Origin of the sequence: Dyadobacter sp. CY261 (genome assembly GCF_021440085.1) — a bacterium.
Classification (GTDB): domain Bacteria; phylum Bacteroidota; class Bacteroidia; order Cytophagales; family Spirosomataceae; genus Dyadobacter.
Genome location: NZ_JAKCPW010000015.1, coordinates 75,918 through 95,506, shown reverse-complemented (window position 1 = coordinate 95,506; position 19,589 = coordinate 75,918). Strand labels below are relative to the sequence as shown.

The 19,589-nt window shown below is 52.0% G+C and carries 13 protein-coding genes; 9 read left to right on the top strand and 4 right to left on the bottom strand.

What is annotated here, in order from left to right; all coding sequences use genetic code 11:
* Nucleotides 1-61: 61 nt before the first annotated feature.
* The 4 genes from LZD49_RS29835 to LZD49_RS29820 all read left to right on the top strand — a co-directional run bounded on the left by LZD49_RS29835 (nucleotide 62) and on the right by LZD49_RS29820 (nucleotide 3,329).
* Nucleotides 62-874 carry a thioredoxin family protein gene (locus LZD49_RS29835; protein WP_234671668.1) on the top strand — a complete coding sequence of 271 codons (813 nt, stop codon included), beginning with the start codon at nucleotides 62-64 and terminating at the stop codon, nucleotides 872-874.
* Between the two features lie 208 nt (nucleotides 875-1,082).
* Complete coding sequence (locus tag LZD49_RS29830) at nucleotides 1,083-1,541, top strand: hypothetical protein (protein ID WP_234671667.1); 459 nt, start codon at nucleotides 1,083-1,085, stop codon at nucleotides 1,539-1,541.
* 20 nt (nucleotides 1,542-1,561) lie between these two features.
* Entirely contained in the window at nucleotides 1,562-2,581 is a 1,020-nt protein-coding gene (locus tag LZD49_RS29825; RefSeq protein WP_234671666.1) for a sensor histidine kinase, read from the top strand.
* Complete coding sequence (locus tag LZD49_RS29820; RefSeq protein WP_234671665.1) at nucleotides 2,562-3,329, top strand: LytTR family DNA-binding domain-containing protein; 768 nt, start codon at nucleotides 2,562-2,564, stop codon at nucleotides 3,327-3,329. The genes LZD49_RS29825 and LZD49_RS29820 overlap by 20 nt, the downstream gene beginning before the upstream one ends.
* Nucleotides 3,330-3,490: 161 nt before the next feature.
* Here the strand turns inward: LZD49_RS29820 and LZD49_RS29815 are convergent, their stop codons facing one another.
* From LZD49_RS29815 to LZD49_RS29805, 3 genes are all read right to left on the bottom strand, one after another.
* The gene (locus tag LZD49_RS29815) at nucleotides 3,491-4,171 is read right to left on the bottom strand and encodes a metal-dependent hydrolase (protein ID WP_234671663.1); all 681 of its coding nucleotides are present in this window, start codon (nucleotides 4,169-4,171) and stop codon (nucleotides 3,491-3,493) included.
* A 209-nt stretch (nucleotides 4,172-4,380) separates the two neighbouring features.
* The gene (locus tag LZD49_RS29810; RefSeq protein WP_234671661.1) at nucleotides 4,381-4,923 is read right to left on the bottom strand and encodes a DinB family protein; all 543 of its coding nucleotides are present in this window, start codon (nucleotides 4,921-4,923) and stop codon (nucleotides 4,381-4,383) included.
* A 149-nt stretch (nucleotides 4,924-5,072) separates the two neighbouring features.
* Nucleotides 5,073-9,047 carry an ATP-binding protein gene (locus LZD49_RS29805; protein WP_234671658.1) on the bottom strand — a complete coding sequence of 1,325 codons (3,975 nt, stop codon included), beginning with the start codon at nucleotides 9,045-9,047 and terminating at the stop codon, nucleotides 5,073-5,075.
* 146 nt (nucleotides 9,048-9,193) lie between these two features.
* Between LZD49_RS29805 and LZD49_RS29800 the strand changes: the two genes are divergently transcribed.
* The 5 genes from LZD49_RS29800 to LZD49_RS29780 all read left to right on the top strand — a co-directional run bounded on the left by LZD49_RS29800 (nucleotide 9,194) and on the right by LZD49_RS29780 (nucleotide 16,556).
* The gene (locus tag LZD49_RS29800) at nucleotides 9,194-12,832 is read left to right on the top strand and encodes a choice-of-anchor Q domain-containing protein (RefSeq protein ID WP_234671657.1); all 3,639 of its coding nucleotides are present in this window, start codon (nucleotides 9,194-9,196) and stop codon (nucleotides 12,830-12,832) included.
* Nucleotides 12,833-12,953: 121 nt separating this feature from the next.
* Nucleotides 12,954-13,589: an NUDIX hydrolase N-terminal domain-containing protein gene (locus LZD49_RS29795; protein ID WP_234671656.1), complete on the top strand. Its 636-nt coding sequence runs from the start codon at nucleotides 12,954-12,956 to the stop codon at nucleotides 13,587-13,589.
* A gap of 144 nt (nucleotides 13,590-13,733) precedes the next feature.
* A complete protein-coding gene (locus tag LZD49_RS29790; protein WP_234671655.1) occupies nucleotides 13,734-14,168 on the top strand; it encodes a globin in 435 nt (144 codons plus the stop codon).
* 67 nt (nucleotides 14,169-14,235) lie between these two features.
* Complete coding sequence (locus LZD49_RS29785; protein WP_234671654.1) at nucleotides 14,236-14,826, top strand: hypothetical protein; 591 nt, start codon at nucleotides 14,236-14,238, stop codon at nucleotides 14,824-14,826.
* On the top strand, nucleotides 14,823-16,556 hold the full coding sequence (locus LZD49_RS29780; protein ID WP_234671653.1) for an alpha-L-fucosidase: 1,734 nt from the start codon (nucleotides 14,823-14,825) through the stop codon (nucleotides 16,554-16,556). Before LZD49_RS29785 ends, LZD49_RS29780 begins: the two co-directional genes overlap by 4 nt.
* A gap of 74 nt (nucleotides 16,557-16,630) precedes the next feature.
* Here LZD49_RS29780 and LZD49_RS29775 read toward each other — a convergent pair whose 3' ends face one another.
* Nucleotides 16,631-19,528: a PQQ-dependent sugar dehydrogenase gene (locus tag LZD49_RS29775; RefSeq protein WP_234671652.1), complete on the bottom strand. Its 2,898-nt coding sequence runs from the start codon at nucleotides 19,526-19,528 to the stop codon at nucleotides 16,631-16,633.
* Nucleotides 19,529-19,589: the final 61 nt, after the last annotated feature.

Below are 19,589 nucleotides of genomic sequence, written 5' to 3'. Positions count from 1 at the left end.
GGTCAGCGGTCGGCGGTCGGCGGTCCGCAGTCAAAAAACATTCACTCATTCAATCATTATCATGAAAACCAACATCATTGCCTCGCTACTTTTCACCCTTTGCTTTACAATTTCGGCTATGGCTCTATCTCCAAATAGAAACGCCACCACTACCGACGAAAACGCCGTCAACACCGGCTTCGCCGTCGTCGAACTATTTACCTCGGAAGGCTGTTCGAGCTGCCCTCCGGCTGACAAGCTTTTGGCTAAAATTCAGGAAGAGAATGCGGGTAAGCCGGTTTATCTCCTTGCATTCCATGTCGATTACTGGAACCACCAGGGTTGGCGGGATGTGTTCAGCGACCGGGAGTTTACCAAACGCCAATACCAATATGCGGGCTGGCTCAATCTCGAAACAGTTTACACCCCGCAAGTAGTTGTGAATGGCAAACATGAGCTGATCGGCTCGCAGGAAGAAACCCTGAAACGTGCGCTGAATATCGAGCTGCGCTCGGCTGCTCCGGCACAATTGAATGTGGAAGCGCAAATCGCGGCGCGGAAACTACATTTGAATTACCAAACCACCAATGCTGGTCGCGGCACTCTTTTGCAGGTTGCATTGGTACAAAAACTGGCGCATACCATGGTGAAACGCGGTGAGAATGCCGGCCGGTTGCTGCCTCATGTGCAAATCGTGAAAAAAATCCAGAGCTTTCCCGCGAGTGCTAATGGCAATGTGGCGATAAGCCTGCCCGAGGCGTTCAACCCGAACGACTGGGAAGTGATCACTTTCCTGCAAAACACGCAGACTGGTGCCATTGTCGCTGCGGCACGGCCGACGTTGTCTGACGAGAATGCTGACCGCCGACCGCTGACCGCTGACGGCAGACCGTAGACGATGGACGATGGACTATAGACCATGGACCATGGACCATAGACCGTAGACCATGTCTCTCTACCTTAAAGGACCGTGGTCTATCGTCTATGGTCCATGGTCAAAAAATCGACGCCAAACCCGCAATCGGCGGTCGGCCGTCGGCGGTCCATGGTCAAAAAATCGACACCGAACCCGCAATCGCCGGTCAATCAAACCAACCATCATCATGAAAACGAACATCCTCACCCTCTTCCTCACCGTCCTCACATTCGCGGGCTGCTCGGAGCCGCGCAGGCTGGCGCCTGCGCCGGAAACCATCTTCAACGACCATGACCTCCAAGTGGTCACTTCTTTCCACAACGACCGCACCCGCACCATTTCGGTGCTTTACGGCAACGACGACGCTGTCGCAAATGCAGGCAAGGAGCGCGCCGGGCATGTAGCGGGCGAAGTGTACAAGCTCGTAACGTGGAACCTCAAAGGTAACCCGCTCTGGTTTGGTGGGAACATCAACGGTTCGCTCGTCTCCGAGGAAACCGTTACCGTTGTGCCGGGGCGCGACGGTTCTCCGCAAGCGGGTTACACCTTGGAGCTCCGTGGCGGAAACAACCGCGAAAATGCAGCTGGGCAGAAAGCGGAGCGGATTAGTTTTATATTTGCCCAACAGGCGTCGGTTTTCCCTTAAACAAGGTTTTAGTCACAATCATGGCACAAAAAACATTCAGAGTTTCGGCGGTGATCGTCTGGCTGAGTTCCTTGTCGCTGGGCGTGCTCACCACCGTGCCCAAGATAGCAGAGAAGCATCCCAACGTTTTCGAGGCCATTACCAGCGCGTTGATCACCACCTCGTTCACATTATTTGTGTGGTATTTCAATATCTATTCACTGCCGAAATTCACAAAGGAGCATTCGAGCACAGGCTTTTCCTACCCGCTGCTGTTCCGGAGCATCGCAATCGGCATGGTGCTGATGTTCCTGATGGTAGGTGCGCAAAAGCTGGCGGTCCCTTCCCTGGATTTTGGGCCGGTAGTATTGATGTTCGAGGTGCGGGGGATCATGATCAACCTCATCTTTTATATGTTGCTGCATTTGCTCTACCAAACCCACCGCAACCAGCAGGTGATCCTGGAACTCGAACGCAGCAAAGCCGACAATCTGGGCGCGCAATACGAGTTGCTGAAACAGCAGGTAAATCCGCATTTTCTTTTCAACAGCCTCAGCACATTGAAGTCGATGGTGGAGCTGGGCGACAAAAATAGTGTGGATTTTATATTAAAACTTTCTGATTTCTACCGCTTTACACTCGACAACCGAAAGCTTGACCTGATCATGCTTTCGGAAGAAACCGAGATATTGGATGCCTACATGTATTTGCTCAAAGCGCGGTTCGAGGAAGGTATCGAACTGGAATACAGCATTCCGGCGGAAGTTTACCAGACCTGGATCCCGCCGTTTACATTGCAGCTACTGGTCGAGAACTGTATCAAACATAATGTAGTGTCACTCGATTATCCGCTGCATATCAGGGTTCATGTGGAGAATGGCCGGCTGGTGGTCGAAAACCCGCTGCGGCTCAAAAAGAATCCCGAGCATTCCACCGAAGTGGGGCTCGACAATATCAAGAGAAGGTATTTCCACTTGTTGGAACAAAGCATAGAAATTGACAACGACCAGGAATATTTCAGGGTAAAACTGCCGCTCATTCATGAAAATCGTAATCATTGAAGACGAAATCAAAACGGCCCGCTCGCTGGCGCAGCTGATCACCACCATCCGTCCCGAGGCAGAGATCGTGGCGACGATCCAAAGCGTGGAGCGGGCCGTCTCCTGGCTCACCGAAATGCCGCAGCCCGATCTGATCTTCATGGACATTCAGCTTTCAGATGGTCTTTGTTTCGAGATTTTCGAGTCTGTGAAAGTGGTGCCCCCTGTCATTTTCTGTACGGCATACGATCATTACGCCATCGAGGCATTCAAAGCCAATGGCATCGATTATTTGCTCAAACCCTTCAAGCAAGAAGACATTGAAGGCGCCCTGACGAAGCTGAGCCAGTTGAAAAGTTATTTTTCCAATGAAAAACCGCTTGTTCCCGAGCTGGAAACACTATTAAGAAAACTGACCGGACCGGAGCCCAAAAGGAGCTTCCTAGTTTTCAAGCAAAACAAATACATTACCATCAAAACTGAAACGATCGCATTCTTCTACATTCACAATGAAACGACCTGGCTACGCACGTTCGACCAGCAGGATTATACCATCACCCAGCCACTGGAAGAAGTGCAGGGTATGGTGCCGTCGTCACAATTTTACAGGCTAAATCGCCAGTACCTGGTCAATTTTGATGCAATCAAGGAAGTAGAGCACTATTTTTCCAGGAAACTATTCATTAAACTGACGATCCCGACGCCCGAAAAGCTCCTTATCGGGAAGGAAAAGGTAAGCCACTTTCTCGGCTGGCTTGAAAACCGCTGAGCCCTAAAAAGTAAAATCCATTGATCAAAAATGAACAATGGATTTTCACTACATAACTCAATAGCAATAACCGCACTTTTGGTACTTGTTATTGTTTTCGAAATATATCGTTAAGATGAAGGCGTGTAATTAAAAAGAAATTAAAATTAGCTTTCGTTGCATCAGATCGTGATTGTCTCCCCTATTTCCGGCAAATGCAGCGTCAGTCCCGCCTCGGCAAATGTCGCGATCGCAGCAGCTTTATCGACCTTGATAAATCCAAAAGTGTCATAATGCACACCCAATACCTGGGTTACATCCAGCAATTTCGCGGCTTCGATGGCGTCTTCGATGCCCATGGTCAGCACGTCGCCGATCGGTAATGCGGCGAAATCGAGCCTGGCCCATTTCGGGACGAGCGTCATGTCCAGCGTCAGTGCAGTGTCGCCGCTGTAATAGAAATTGCCGTCGTCTGTTTTGAAAACAAAGCCTTCGGCCACCCCGGCGTAACTACCATCCTGGAAGCTGCTCGAATGTACTGCAGCCGTTCCTTTGGCAGTGCCGAAGTCGAATGCCCATTTACCGCCCGGATTGAGCGGGTGCACATTCTTCACGCCCTGCGCGCCAAAATGCGTATACAGTTCCCAACTGCCCACTACCATGGCGTCGTTGTTGTTAGCAATCGTCACCACATCGTGCGAATGGTCGAAATGGCCGTGCGATACAAATATGTAATCGACCTTGATGTCATCCGTATTTATGCCCTTTGCAAGCTCATTATCGGTTATAAAAGGGTCGAAAAGGATGGTCTTGCCACCCGCAACTACCGAAAAACACGAGTGGCCGTAATAGGTTACTTTCATTTGATTTTAGTTTTTAACCGTAATGATACAGCCCTTCACCAAGCCGTCAAAATGCAATCTGTGTAAAACTCAAAAATCTGCTTGATATGGATCGATATTGTGGTTTTAGTGACATCAGGCATCGAACCGCCGACCGCAACCCGTTAACTAACGATGGTCCATGGTCAATCGTCCGTGGTCGCCAGTCTACAATCGTCCATGGTCGCCAGTCAAAGGCGGTCGGTCAGCAGCGGTCCGAATGTACGTTCCAAAAAAGCCTCTATCCTGGCTTTCTGCCGCAAATGATGCCTGAAATGCATTTCGGAGAACTGAAACCATTCCTCCGCGCCGAGGTAATGCAAACCCGGATGCCACGCTTTTCCGCGAAACAGGCTCGTGGCGATCAGCCGGTCGGTTTCCCGCACAAGCTTTTTCAATGCGAGCAGACGCTCGGTCAGCAACTGCTTGCAATCCGGCTGGCGGACAAATGCATTGGTGGCCGGGCCTTCGATGACCTCATCCGGAAATGCATTGTTTCTCAGCATCGCTTTCGCCTCCGAAGTGGCTTCCTCCATCGCATAATCATTCGACGCCAGGCAGATTTTGATCTGGTTGAAATAAAATTCGGACTCATCGAGCATATGCATATACACTTGGCCCAGCGACCATGCGCCCGGTGCCGGCTGTGCCAATAGCCGGGCAATATCGTATGGCTCCAACGTTTGAAGCCAGGTATCGATGATGTGGTGGTAATCCTTAACCCGCGTATTCATTCTGAGTGCTTATTTACTTTACAAACATAAACCGATCGCTGGTGAAGATGCGTGGGGTTTAATGACAATCAGCGGTGGTATTTGCGCCAAATGTGCGGGTTTCAGGGTCGGTCACGGTATTCATAAAAGCCCAGGTCGTAACAGCCTGATCAATGGATGCCGTTGGCGGCAAACTCACGGGGCGTCATATGATACAGATCCCGGAAGCATTTGGCAAAATAAGAAAGGTTATCGAATCCCACCGCGTAGGCGGCTTCGGACACCGCTACCCCGTCCACGAGCAGTGCAGCGGCTTTTTTCAACCGATAGTTACGGATCAGTTCGACCGCTGAAAGGTCCGTCAGTGTTTTGAGCTTCCGGTTGAGGCTGCTGTTGCTCATACCGATCTCGTGCGTAAGTTCGGCCACGCCAAATTCCGGGCTTTCGAGCCGGGTATCGAGGATTTGGTGCAGTTTGACCAGAAAGGGATCCCTGCTTTCTTCCGACTTTGCCGGTTCTGCGACCAAAGCGGTAAATCGGGCACGGAGGCGTTCATACAACCTTGCCTGTCTGTCAAGCAGGTTGCGTACGCGCAGGCGCAGCTCGGGCAGGTGAAATGGTTTGGTAATGTAGTCGTCCGCGCCTAGTTCCAAGCCTTCAACCCTGCTTTCCAGCGCCATTTTGGCCGTTAGCAATACCACCGGAATGTGGCTTGTTTCGAGATTGGATTTAATAAATCTGCAAAAAGCATAGCCGTCCATCACCGGCATCATGACATCGCTGATGATCAGGTCGGGCATAATTTCGGCCGCCATTTCAAGCCCTTGCCGACCGTTTTGTGCGTGGTAGAAATGATAGCTTCCTTCCAGGCTTTCGGAAATGAAACCTGCTAGGCCTGCGTTATCTTCTACCAGGAGGATTTTAGGTAAATCGGCTTGTTCATGAATTGCGTGGCCATTTTCATGACCATAAAATACTTGAACGAGACCTTCCTCCACGGCTTCGGGCGCAGCTTCGCGATAGGGCAATATTACCGTAAAAACCGTGTCGAACGCGTCCACGCCACTTTGCACGGCAACATTTCCACCCTGTAATTGCACAAGCTCTTTTACAATCGCCAGACCGATTCCAGTGCCTTCATGATAGCCGTTCTGCTGGTCGGCCTGATAAAAACGGTCGAAAATGTGACCCAGCTGCGTGTCTGGAATCCTGGGACCTGTATTTGCCACGCGTATTTCCACACCTTCGGGCACAGCAGAAGTTAGAAAAAACTGTATTTGCCCACCTTCGTCAGCAAACTTCACCGCATTCGACAGCAGGTTATTGACGATCCTTTCAAGCTTCTCGTGATCGAACCAGTAATATTGGCTTTCCAGCTTAATAGGAAAGCTTAAATTGATCTTTCTGGCTTCCGCGGCAAGCTGGAATGGCTGAATGAGGTCTTGCATATAGCTACCCAGATTGCCCAAGGCTGTATCTACCCGCGCAGTCCTGGCTTCCAGTTTGGAGAGGTCCAATAATTGGTTAATTAACCCCAGTAATTGCCGTGCATTACGCTCGATCAATGAGAGCCGTTTGCCATCTTTTTCCTGTCGGGGTTCTTCCAGCATTTGTTCCGCCGGACCCAAAATTAATGTCAGCGGCGTCCTGAACTCGTGGGTGATATTGGAGAAGAACTTGGTCTTCATTTCATCCAGTTCCCGCAATTGCTCCGCTTCCCGCACTTTCAGATCAACTTCTTTTTGCTTGAACAAAATCGATTGCCGCATCCGCTCACGGTTAATATAAATCCGCATTAACCCATAAATCAACACCAACAATAGCCCAACGTAAACCGCGTAAGCCCACCAGGTAAGCCACCAGGGAGGACTGATCCTGATATGCAGTTCACGAACTTGCGGGCTCCATATGCCGTGGGTATTGGAAGCATTCAGTCGCAAAACATAATGTCCGGGACGGAGGTCGGTGTATTTAGTGACCGGCGTTTCCGTCTCGATCCATTGCTTGTCCACGCCTTCCAACTGATACCGGTAGCGGACTTTGTCGCTGCGATTGTATTGCATGGCCGCAAATTCGATGGTAACGAAGTTCTGCCAATGCGCCAGATTCAGGCTTTCCAGAGCAGCTACCGGCACTTCACCAGCCGATAAATGGGGCTTCAAAGCCTGATTATTGATAAAGACCCCGGTGATATGGACCGGCGGCCGGTAACTGTCAGCGTTCGACTGTCTGGGATCAAACGCTGTGATTCCCTCCATTCCTCCGAGGAAAATACGGTCGGGCAGTGCTAATGCATGGAAACGGTTGAACTCATCCGCCATCAGGCCGTCCTCACGCGTGTAGGTGCGTGTGCGCAGGGTTTTGCGGTCGATCTGGCACAAGCCCTGGTTCGTAGCTACCCACACGTTTCCGAAATGATCCGGAATCGCGGCGTAAACTACATTGTTGGGCAGGCCATTATCCTTCGAAATGCGGTCGCAACGCCCGGTCCGCTTATCGAAGCGACAGAGCCCTCCGCCGAACGTTCCGATCCAGAGGAGATTATTGTCGAGCGGATCCGCAAAGAGGCAGTACAGATTATCATTGCTCAGCGACCCTGCCGACTTATTAACGCCAAATCGCCTGATGGTGCCCGAATCCTTATCGATCCGGTAAAGCCCCCTGAGCGTGGTGGCGACCCAGATGAACTGCCGGTCGGCAACGATCTGATGGATGCCTGACTCGATCTGCGGGCGGATAGCATGGCGGAATCGCGTCCAGACGCCATTTTTGCAGGAAAACAAAAGGCTGTCATGCATAGCCCACATCCGGCCGTCGGGGTCCTTTGCCAGGCTTATAGCCAGCTCGGAGCGTTTGATATCGTTGACGTCTACCGGAAAAGGAATGTCTTTGATCTGACGCGTGACCAGATCCAGCTCATACAAGGGCGTTCGTCCGGCGCTGAACCACATTTTCTGCGGGTTTTCGAAGGCATAGCGAAAATTGTAGGAAAAAAGATCAGCCGGTAATCTTCCCATTTCCTCCTGCGGCACATTCAGAAAGTCGTGCAGGAGGTCAGCGAGAAAGCCATTCGAATAAGGTTTTGTTTTAAAATAACCTGCCCGGAGATTGTATTTTCTGATTCCCTGTCCATTGGTACCGGCCCAAAGCACGTCGGAACGGTCAATATAGAGGCTTTTGAACTCCTGCACATCCTGCTGAACCGGGAATGCAGTGAGACTGTCGTTCGCACTGAGGCGGTACAACCCGTTCATTTTAAAGAAATAAACGTTCCCTTTGCTGTCGGTCACGATCGGATGCCGGTACTGGGCTTTGGCATCGAAGACCAGCGGGTAAACCCGGCAATCTCCCGAGGCTGGGTTGAGCAGCGCCATTCCGGTATCGAAAAGCAGTATCAAGCGGCCGTTTTGCAGTTCCTTCAATGCATTTATCTTCCGATCTATTGGAGGAAAAGCCTGGGAACCCGAATAGTATTTGGTAAAATGGGCCGTATTATTTTTATGCACAAAAATGCCCTGGTTGGTACCAGCCCAGATGTTGCCCGCCCGATCCTCGCTCACGAACCGCACATGCGCCTGCGCAATGCCGCTTGTGTCGCCTTCCTGAGCATTGTATTGCCCTATTTTTTGGGTATTCAAATGAATAGAAGCCAGGCCGCCACCGTCGGACATTAACCATAGCCGCTGCTGCCGGTCGATATACATATTCCGCAAGAAGCGTTTTCCGAAATGCTTTTGATAAAACGCCTGTCCCGAAAAATTAAAGAACGTCTCCCTGACCGGATCGAAAATATCAATCTGTCCCTGGTCGGTGGTGATCCATATCTTTCCGTCCACGCCGGACTGCAAATTTTCAAGGCCGAGTGAAGAAAGCGATACTTCCTGCGCATCCGACGGTTGGAATACCCTGAACTGCCGGCCATCGTAACGACATAGGCCGTCGCGCGTGGCCAGCCAGATAAAGCCTCTCTCATCCTGCACAATCCCCGGCACAAAGCCTTGTGGAAGCCCTTGTTTGGCGGCGATCGTTTCCGGCACCGGCGCTCCTGCGATTTGCGCGGACACAGTTGTTGACACGCACAAACAGATGGCCAGCACGTGCAGCAAATACAGGATCACCGACTTTGCCATGTAGAATTTATTCAAACCTAGACGTTTCAAGCCAATTTACAACAAAACGGGCTTCGGCGATGAAAAATGAACAGTTTATGACGAAAAATTGACAGTCCGAAAAGCCCCATACCACCCATATTGCGGCCCTTAACCGAATTCTCACCATTCCGGCCTAAGCTATGAAGACAAAACTACTACTACCCTTTTTCACGCTGTGTTGCACGCTGCTTGTCGCCACGATCGCTCGTTCCGCGGTGCTCTACAACCACAATTTCAATAACAGGAACCTTAGCGCTCCGAACTCGATCAACAGCAACATGACCGTCGCGTGGTCATCGATCGGCGACGATATTTACTGGTTCGACGGTGCCGGTAATCCGGCGGCCGCCTTGTACGCACACAACCACGTATACGTCATCACCATCACGATGAAAGAGCGTTACCAGGCCGAACTCACCAGTATTACCTTCTCCCGACTTTCGGGTGACAATGCAAACTTCCAGATCCAGGTCGAGGGTGTAAACTACGGCTCATCCATTACCTCGAACTCGTCCTCGACCGCAATCACCCGCACAAAAACCGTTTCCAACCTGCGCAACACGATCCGCATCAGAATCGCGGTCAGCAACGGGACGACTGTCAACAACTTCTCTGCCATCGATAACCTGACGATCAATGGCAACATCACGGGCTACGATCCCGCCACGGAGGCCCAGCCCGATGAAAACGGCATTTTATACGTCGACGGCAACATTTCGAAGCCAGGCGACGGCAGTAGCTGGGAGAAGGCGCTCAAACGTTTTTATTACGCCACACGCGCCGCGGCGTTGAAGCCGGCCATCGGGCAGGTATGGGTAGCCGGCGGAACTTACGAAACAGAAGAAGCAAATACAGCGCTGGCGCTGACCAACGGTGTGGCCTACTATGGCGGGTTCGAAGGTTACGAAAGCGACGTCCGCGAAAGGAATATCAGCACCGGCAATACCATCCTGAAAGGACTTGGGGGTAATGTACTTTCGGCATCCGGCGTGGGCGCATCCACCCGGCTCGACGGCTTCATGGTCACCGAAGGCACGGGGTTGGCTGTCGGCGGCGCCCGGCATGGCGGCGGTTTGTACCTGGCTAACTCATCGCCCGTTATCACGAACTGTGTTTTTACCAATAATCACACCACGCCATCCGCCAGTGACGGTAAAGGCGGCGCTATTTACCTGCTGAATTCCAGTCCCCTCATACTGCAATGTATTTTTGCGGCTAACTCCGCAAAAGGCACGTCGTCCGGCCTGGGCGGCGCGATTTACCTGGACAATTCTTCACCAACAATACGCAATACCACGTTTTCGGCCAATGAAGTGGGTGGAAGTTCCGGCGCAGGCAATGGTGGCGCATTGTATGCGGCCGGCAGCTCAGCCCCGATTGTCGAAAACAGCATTATCTGGAATAACATCGATCCCGCCTCTCCGGGCGGCGTCAGCAGTGTTAATGGCCCCGGCACTCCCAATGTTTCCTATTCGCTGATCCAGGGCGGGTTTCCGGGGGGCACCAATATCCTCGATACGGATCCGCAATTCACCAATGCGGCCGGAATGGATTTTGTCCAGCGCAAAGGCAGCCCCGTAACCGACGCCGGCAATCCTGATACGGATCTTTCAGATTTCCCGAAAAGTACAGCCGATATTCCCATTCCACTCAACGTTAACCGCAGACTTACCAGCCGGGGGATTGACCTCGGACCGTACGAGGTAACTCCTAGTGCGATCTGGTATGTCAACGCGGCCAGCTCCTCACCAGCCCCGGCAGGTGACAGCTGGCCGAATGCGTTTACAACATTAAACATTGCCCTTCAGGTAGCTTCCGAGGGCGATCAGATTTGGGTGGCTCGCGGCGAATACGACGAAGGAACCATTTCCATGATCCACGGTGTAAAGTTTTACGGCAGTTTCCAAGGGAATGAAACCTCCCTCGACCAGCGCCCCTTACCCATTGCCCACAACAATCCCGCCACAGCGACGATACTGTCCAACACAACCATCATCAATGACGGGAACGGCCTGACACACGACGATGTGCTCGATGGCTTTACCCTTTCTGGTGCCTTCTCGGACGATGGAGGCGGAATGCGGAACATCAGCGTTTCGCCTACGATCACTAATTGCGCCTTCATCGGCAATTCCGCGTCGGATGGAGGCGGTATTTACAATGACAATTCCTCACCACTGATTACGAACACCGTTTTTGCGGGAAATAGCGCCATGTTCGGTAGCGGAGGGGCGATTGCCAACAGATATGGCTCCAACACCATACTCATTAACTGCCTGTTGGCAAATAACTCCGCAGACGAATCGGCCGGGGCAATTTACAACGATGATGCCAGTATCACCCTCATCAACTGTACCGTTTCAGGTAATGAGCAGATCTATCCCGGAGCGATCAACGGATGGGGTGGATCAGTGACCGTTCGCAACAGCATCATTTATGGCAATGACGGAGGCATTACCAACCAGGAAGCTTCGATTTCGGTCAGTTACAGCCTCGCAGAAGGCATTGCCGCCAGCGATGCCGACCATAACCTGGACGGCAATACCAACCCGCAGTTCACCAGTGAAAACGACTGGACGCTCCTCCCCTGCTCTCCGGCAATCAACAGAGGTACCAATGAAACGTTGCCGGACATTCCGGCGAGCACCACAGACCTTGCAAACAATCCGCGTATTTTCAATATCCAAACCGACATGGGTGCTTACGAATTGCAGGCTATCCCCGGTCCCGGTACATTGCCCGCCAGCGGCGAGTCGGCCACATTGCCTGTGTATGCGGGGGCGACACCCATTACTGCCGATTGCAAAACATTTGGTCTCATAGAACCAACCGGCACACCGGGCACTCTTGGCAGCGTCACGGTGAAAGCCTTTCTGGCAGCAGGTAATACAGTTGCGGAAGGCACTAAAGTTTTTGTCAAACGGCACTACGATATCACTCCATCCGGAACCGACGGCCCAGCCAAAGTCACGCTGTATTTTTCCAAACAGGATTTCGACGCCTACAACCAGGCATACGGCAACGCCAACGACGCTTCCTTACCTGCCAATCTGAAAGTGGTGCAATACCATGGCACCAGTCCATACGGCTTCCCGGGGACTTACTCAGGGCCGACGCAAGTGATCACGAACATCACGGTTACCGAAAGTGCCGACCAAACCATGTACCTGGTGTCTTTCCAGGTTACAGGGTTCAGCGGCTTTTTCGTCACGGGCCAGCCCGAATCGGCATTACCCGTTACGCTCGTTTCCTTTCAGGCAAAAAAACGCGAGAACCAGGCTTACCTGCAATGGCAAACCAACTCTGAGATCAATAGCCGGCTATTTGAGATCGAACGCAGCCGCAATGGCAAAGAATGGCATTATCTGGGCGAAGTGAACGCACAAGGCGATGAGCATACCCGTACCGAATATTCCTATACCGATGCTCTTCCCATGGCCGGTACCAATATGTACCGGCTCAAAATGATCGACCGCGCCGCCGACGGTGAAGAAGGCAGTTTCGCATATAGCCGCATCAGCGCGGTCGAGTTTGCAGCGGAAGCTGCGGCTCTTTATCCAAACCCGGCTGTTAATGCTTCGACGGTACATGTAAGAGGGGTGGCTGTCGGTGAAATCGTGAAAGCCAGTATCGTTGATCTGACCGGAAGGAACCCGGGAGGCCCTTTGTTGCAGAACGGATCCATAGATGTTTCGGGACTTAAAACCGGAACTTACACAGTAGAGATAGTACGCACCGATGGTGAGAAGGTGCATTTCAGGCTTGCGGTTATTAAATAACACGGCATGAAAAAGTCGGCTTGTCCTGGCGGATGTTTAAGGGCCGACAGCTATCTTACGGCGGGAGACCAGCGAATTACGTCCATTTCGCGGCTCCCGCTTACTATATCCTGTTACTTGCATGTCCTCAAACCCCTGGCTTGCCGCCGTCAAGCGTATCCTGGCCCTGTCTCAAACCGGCCTCGCATTTCAACCTGGTGATTACGATCGCGAACGTTACGAGGAGATCCGCCAGATCAGCCTCGATCTGCTGGCACATATGAGCAATGCGCCTGTCGAGCAGATTATCAGCCTGTTACCTTACGAAATCGGCTATGTGACACCCAAAGTGGACATCCGGGCGGTGATCTTCCGGGGGAATGACGAGCTTTTAATGGTACAGGAGAAAATAGACCACGACCGCTGGGCGCTCCCTGGCGGCTGGGCGGATGTGGGTTACACACCTTTCGAGGTTGCCGTGAAAGAGACTTTGGAAGAAACCGGCCTGGAAGTGAAAGCAGAGCGGTTGCTGGCTGTTTTTGACAAAAGAAAACATGACCACCCCGAGGAACCCTGGTATGTTTACAAATTTTTTATCCTGTGTAAAATAACCGGCGGGCAAATACTGGAACAGACAACGGAAACTTCCAGCATTGCCTGGGTCAGGTTTGACGAGCTTTCGGGCCTTGATCTTTCCGTGAACCGGGTTACCTATTCGCAGATCAATGCGTTACTTCCCTTTGCTGGTGACGCTTCGTTGCCGGTTCTTTGTGATTAGTGTCTGATGCCCTGAATGCATTTTCTGTAAATCCGTGCCTTCTTGGCAAAATAAGCTTTTCACTAAGCATTCTTGCCAACTGCTCAAAAGTCGGTTGACCTCTCCTTCATTTTCTCCAAATTTTCGGTTTAAAATCGAAAATATATGGAACAAGTCAAACCCACTAATGAACAAATCAGGCTGGTCAAACAAGAATGGTCGTTTATGAAAAACATACGCCCGCATGTCCTGGGCGACGTCTTCTTCGGAAAACTCTTTTTTGATTATCCGCAAACCAGAAAACCTGTCGACCGTCTCCTCTCCGCCGGGCTTACCAACGATTTGAATGAGGGGCTGAAAAACGTATTGGGCGGAATCATCAGCAAACTGGACAGACCCGACGAGCTCTCGATCCGGATGCAGGGACTCGCCTTGTCACTGAAAACCACCGGATTTAACCAGACAGTCTTCCAGCGCCTTGCCGAAAGCCTGATATGGACACTAAAAAAAGCATTTGGCGATGAATGGCCGACTGAATCGGAACTGGCCTGGACGGCCTGTATCGGCCTGGTGGAGTATCATATTTTCGGGCAGAGTTAAAATGGAGGTGTGACAGATAAATGCTATTTTGCCGCCAGCTTGTACAAATCATTTATCTAAAAACACTATGAAACGTTTCCTCTTTTCGCTCGCAGCTATGCTATTCCTCTTCGCAGGAGCCACCCGCACCTTCGGTCAGGGCCTTTTGGTTGAAGGCCTGCTCGATAAGGCAGTATCATTGACGCAAAAAGGCGACAAAACCGGCTCGGCAGATGCCCTTACGGAGAGTGCTTCGGCATTGGAAAGTGAGGCCAAAACCTCCGACGGCAGCCTCAAAGACAAGCTGCTCGGTAAGGCGGGCGATCTCAAAGCACTGATTCCGCTGGCTTCATCGGGAAAGCTGTCGGGCGGCACGCTGGGTAAGGTGGTTAACGCTGTAAAAATGCTGATCGGCGCCAACCGTATCAGCGGATTGCTTGGAAAGGGAGAATCGGGCCTGTTGGGCAATGCGGCTGGCCTTACAAGCAGCCTTGGGTTGATTAAGGCCGGATCTTCTGTTCTGGGAGAGTCCAACGAGTCGAAACTGAATGGCTTGCTGGGCGAAGCTACAAAAAGCGTTTCCGGGCTTGACAAGAAAGGCCCTGCGGCCAAACTGGCTGCCGCAGCGTCGTCCAAGCAATTAGGTAGCATTGTGAGCCTGGTCAGTTCCGCATTATGACGAGAAAAACAGTACTGGTCGTATTGCTCATTTCTATTGGTTTAACTGCCTTTTCTCAAACCGAAATCCCCAAAGCCCAGCGGCTCAAATGGTGGCAGGATGCTAAAATGGGCCTTTTCATCCATTGGGGGCCGGTGTCCCGTGTTGGTAAAGAAATCAGTTGGTCACGCGAGGGTTATGGTAAGGCGAGATACGACTCGCTTTACCTGGGCTTTAATCCTGTTGCATTCAATGCAAAAGAATGGGTCGCATTAGCGAAGGCGTCGGGCATGAGGTATATGGTGCTCACCGCCAAGCACCACGATGGTTTTTCGCTTTTTGACACCAAAACGAACGATTATAGCATTACCCACACGCCATTCGGACGCGATGTATGCAAGGAGCTCGCCGAGGCGGCACATGAGGCCGGTATGCCCATCGGCTGGTACTTTTCGGTCGCCGACTGGAAAGACCCGGATTGCCGCAATCCGCAGACCAATGGCATTTTCGCGGAACGTGTACTGGAACAGGTGCGCGAATTGTTGACCAATTATGGTAAAATCGGCCTGCTCTGGATCGATTATGAAGGCTGGCCTACTCCGGTTGAACCAAAGAAGGTGTATGACCTGGCGAGGAAACTGCAACCTGAGATCATCATCAACAACCGCCTGGAACCTTTCACGCCCGACGAGTCGCACGCGTACCTAGGCCAATATGCCGATTACGCGACCCCCGAAGGCTTTGTAGCCGGTTATGGTAAAGTGCCCTGGGAAACCTGCACCAATATGGGACATCAATGGGCCTGGAAGTTTGGCGACGAGCCCCGAAGCCTCAAAGAATCGCTGCATACGCTGCTGCGCTGTGTCGGTGGGAATGGCAACCTGCTTTTCAACATCGGCCCCGACAGCACAGGCGCTTTCCCAGCCGATTTCGCTGCCAGGGCGCGTGAAATGGGTGATTGGATCGAAAAAAAACAGACAGCCATTTACAATACCAGGGGAGGTGTGTTCACGCCTGCATCCGATTATGTGAGTTCTTACCGGGGCAGCCAGGTATTTTTACATTTGTTGAATGCGGATAAAAACCAGCTTATACTGCCCGCCATTCCGGCTAAAATTACCGGCGCGAAGCTGCTCGACGGAACGCCGATGTCATTTACCCAAAACACCAAAACCATTACCCTGACATTCCCAGCCGACAAGATCGATCCGATCGCTACCATTGCTGTGCTGACGCTTGATAAAAAGGCCGCTACCCTATCACCGACGGTGCCGCTTCCCGCCAGCGGTTCGCTCGCTTACGCGCACAAAGCCACGGCTTCCAGCGCCGTCGGGCAGTTTTACCACGACGCGGGCGCGGCATTTGACGATAACCCGAAAACAGCCTGGAAAATCGGACGGCGCAAGGATGTTGATTTCGCTTCCTATTATGGTAAAAACCTGCATTATCAGTCACCCGAAATTATGGCGTTGTATGAGCCTTCGGGCTGGTTGGAAGTGGATTTGGGTAAGCCGGAGCTGGTGGGGCGCGTCAAACTAAGTGAAACGAGTTACGGCCAGTCGGAAATCCGCAAGTTTGAAGTGCTTTATCTTAAAGGAAATAAATGGGTATCGCTGGCGGAAGGCACGAAAATGGGTGATTGGGATAAAACCATTACCCGAGTGAAAGCGCAGAAGTTCAGGCTTGCGATACAGGATTACCACGGCTATTTCGGTGTGAACGAATTTCAATTGTTCCCGCCCGCAGAATAATTTGACAAGCAGGAACAACTGAATAGAAGCTTTAAAACCGGCCAGGCTGTCGTCTGGCCGGTTTTTTCAACCTTTTATGGTTTGTTTTTGAATTTGATTTTTGAAAACGACATGAGCGGCTCAATCGGCTTTGCGTCGGGATTTCTGAAAACAAAATAGACATCCTGCTTGCCGGAGGTGGGTTGGATGGCAATGCGCACGGGTGGCTGCGCGCCTCGCCGGGGCGGTGCCGCAGCTGGCTTTGCAGGGGGTGTCGCAGCCGGAGCTACGCCCGCAGTGGAAGAGCCTCCGGCCGGGGCCGCCTCCTTCTTCGCACCATTCTCCAATTCAGCCATCATTTTGGCGACATCCACCGGCTTGGCAACCGATACTTTCTGCTGCCCCGCCAGTGTACCGGTCGGCGAGCCGAGCCGGACTTCGATCGTGCCGCCCACGCTGCCCTCGCGTAACTGTGCAGCCGCATTCAATTCGAGAGAATCGATACCGGTGAGGTCGATTGCCGGGAATGCGATGTAGCTGTTTTCAAATGCAACGACGGCAAAACCCTGTCCGGCGACTCCCAATGCTTTCGTCTCAACACCCTTGGTAACGGGCGCTTCAGCAGCATTTAGTTCGGGGCTGCGCAGAACGATCATTTCCTCGGTAGTTTGTGCAGGTACCGCTTTTGTCGCACCTACCGGGCGATCGGTATAGGCCGCGCGGATGATTACCGAGCCTTTTCCATTATCGGTTTTCGGGATCTGCGGGGTGTATTGACCTTGCAATGGCAATGTAGAAAGCGTTTTCTCAGTGCTGTTCAGAATGTATTTCACGATCACCTCGGCATCCGCTACCGGAAGTGCCGGGTGTGCTGCCATCGCCACCTCGCCCCAAACACCCGATCCGCCTTCCAATACTTTTTTCACAAGCCTTGGCAGTGCACCTGCGTCACCTTTGTATTTGTTGGAAATGTCTGCAAATGAAGGGCCTACCGACTTGGTATCCGGCTGATGGCACACTTTGCAATCGCTTTTACCCATCAGTGTCTGCGCTACGGCAAATTGCGTGGTGGCGTCCACGCTCCGCTGGCTTTGGGCCACTTCGGCAAAATCAAAACCCTCGGATGTGTAGTCGATGCTCACGGCCACCTGGTTTGCTTTGATCTTTCCGTCGGCAGTATTACCATCCTCTTTATCCGAAATGTCCACCGCGTAGCCAACGGGCTTGTTTGCAAAAAAGAAAGTATTGTTGCCATCCAGCCTGATCGCTACCATCGGCGGTTCGTTGCCCGCAATAATGCGCACCGACTGGCTGTTGCTTGCGCCTTTGGTGTCGGTAACGGTGAGTGTGGCCGTGTACACGCCGGGTTTATCAAATTTCACCTTCGGGTTTTCGGTTGTAAAAGCCTTCGGTGCCACGCCCGGGCTGGTCACTTTCCAGCTATATTTCAATGCATCGCCATCGAAATCTTTCGTGCCTTTAGAAGACAAGACCGTTTCAAACGGCACTGTTCCGCCCTTCTTCTCCGCCTTTACTGCTACTACCGGTTTCCGGTTCCCGCCATTGTACTCGATCCGTACCAGCCGCGAGTTATCGCTCTTTCGGAACCAGTTGCTGCCGTATTCGAGAATGTACAAGTCGCCATCCGGCCCAAACTTGATGTCGATCGGCTGGACGGGATGATAACTAGGCAAAACACGCTCCATTGACTCATAATCCCCATTGGCACTCATCGTAATGGCCATGATCCAACCGCGAGAGAAGTCGGCGGCTATCCATTTGTTTTCGTAATAAGCGGGCCACGGACGTTTAGGCGCTTTGAAATCGGAACGGTGGTAAACCGGGCCGCCAGTCGCGCTGCGCGAGCCGGAACCCACGGCCGGGAATTTTTCAGAAACGCCATAAGGATAGTAAATAAAGCTGGGCGCGGTAGGAAATAGCTCTTTCAAACCGGTGTTGTTCGGCGAAGAATTAACAAGGTTTTTGGGGTCCTTTTTCTCCCCGGGTTTATTATTACCATAATCAAAAACCGGAAATGCCTGGTCGTTGCCCACGAACCATGGCCAGCCAAAGTTGCCCGGCTTACGTGCCTGGTTCAACTCGTCATAGCCCCTCGGCCCAATTTCCGAATCCTCATTGGCATCCGGCCCTACTTCACCCCAATAGAGAAAGCCGGTCTTGCTGTCGACTGCAATGCGCCACGGGTTACGATGGCCCATGGAATAGATTTCGGGGCGGGTTTTGGCCGTGCCTTTGGGGTAAAGATTACCTTCGGGAATGGTATAGGTGCCGTTCGGCTCCGGATGAATGCGCAGGATCTTGCCACGCAGGTCGTTGGTGTTACCGGCGTGTCCCTGGTCGTCCCAGCTTTCGCGGCCGGGGCGTTCGTCGGTTTGGGCGGCTTTGTCGTTGCCGGTATTATTGCCGACCGTCAGATAAAGGTTACCTGCCTTATCCCAGGTCATGCCGCCGCCGGTATGGCAACATACTTCGCGTTGGGTAGTCACTTCAAGCACCACTTTCTTGGAATTTTCCACCAACTGGTCATCCACTATATTCCACCGCGTCAGAATGTGCTTTTTCTCGGTTGGATGGGCATAATAGAGGTAAATCCAATGGTTTTTGGCAAAATTCGGGTCCAGGCTGATCCCCATCAAACCTTCTTCGGCTTCACGTGAGACACCTTCTTTGCTGGTGTATTTCGTGTTTACCGGAATTGTGGCAATCAGGTCCGTCGTTTTGGTCGACGGGTTGTACTTTTTCAATGCGCCCTTCCGCTCGATAATGTAGGAAGAACCATCCGGGAGCACCTCGAAGGCCATCGGCTCATCGAGATTATCGGCCAATACGACCGGGGTGAAACGGCTTTCATCGGGCTTGGTAACGGTGTCCTGCATCGTGAATGCGGCAAGCGCTGCCACCGTGATCAGTTTTACAGACCAGCGGACGGACGAAATGAAGATTTTGCGCGGGATCGGAAAAGGTTTAAGCATAGATATGTACATCAAAGTGAACCATTTATATATGACTTTCAATGAATGCGCATCCAGAGTA

Bases quoted from the DNA above. Each gene is read 5' to 3' on its own strand.
- LZD49_RS29835 (WP_234671668.1), top strand. From the start codon at position 62: ATGAAAACCAACATCATTGCCTCGCTACTTTTCACCCTTTGCTTTACA.
- LZD49_RS29830 (WP_234671667.1), top strand. From the start codon at position 1,083: ATGAAAACGAACATCCTCACCCTCTTCCTCACCGTCCTCACATTCGCG.
- LZD49_RS29825 (WP_234671666.1), top strand. From the start codon at position 1,562: ATGGCACAAAAAACATTCAGAGTTTCGGCGGTGATCGTCTGGCTGAGT.
- LZD49_RS29820 (WP_234671665.1), top strand. From the start codon at position 2,562: ATGAAAATCGTAATCATTGAAGACGAAATCAAAACGGCCCGCTCGCTG.
- LZD49_RS29815 (WP_234671663.1), bottom strand. From the start codon at position 4,171: ATGAAAGTAACCTATTACGGCCACTCGTGTTTTTCGGTAGTTGCGGGT.
- LZD49_RS29810 (WP_234671661.1), bottom strand. From the start codon at position 4,923: ATGAATACGCGGGTTAAGGATTACCACCACATCATCGATACCTGGCTT.
- LZD49_RS29800 (WP_234671657.1), top strand. From the start codon at position 9,194: ATGAAGACAAAACTACTACTACCCTTTTTCACGCTGTGTTGCACGCTG.
- LZD49_RS29795 (WP_234671656.1), top strand. From the start codon at position 12,954: ATGTCCTCAAACCCCTGGCTTGCCGCCGTCAAGCGTATCCTGGCCCTG.
- LZD49_RS29790 (WP_234671655.1), top strand. From the start codon at position 13,734: ATGGAACAAGTCAAACCCACTAATGAACAAATCAGGCTGGTCAAACAA.
- LZD49_RS29785 (WP_234671654.1), top strand. From the start codon at position 14,236: ATGAAACGTTTCCTCTTTTCGCTCGCAGCTATGCTATTCCTCTTCGCA.
- LZD49_RS29780 (WP_234671653.1), top strand. From the start codon at position 14,823: ATGACGAGAAAAACAGTACTGGTCGTATTGCTCATTTCTATTGGTTTA.
- LZD49_RS29775 (WP_234671652.1), bottom strand. From the start codon at position 19,528: ATGCTTAAACCTTTTCCGATCCCGCGCAAAATCTTCATTTCGTCCGTC.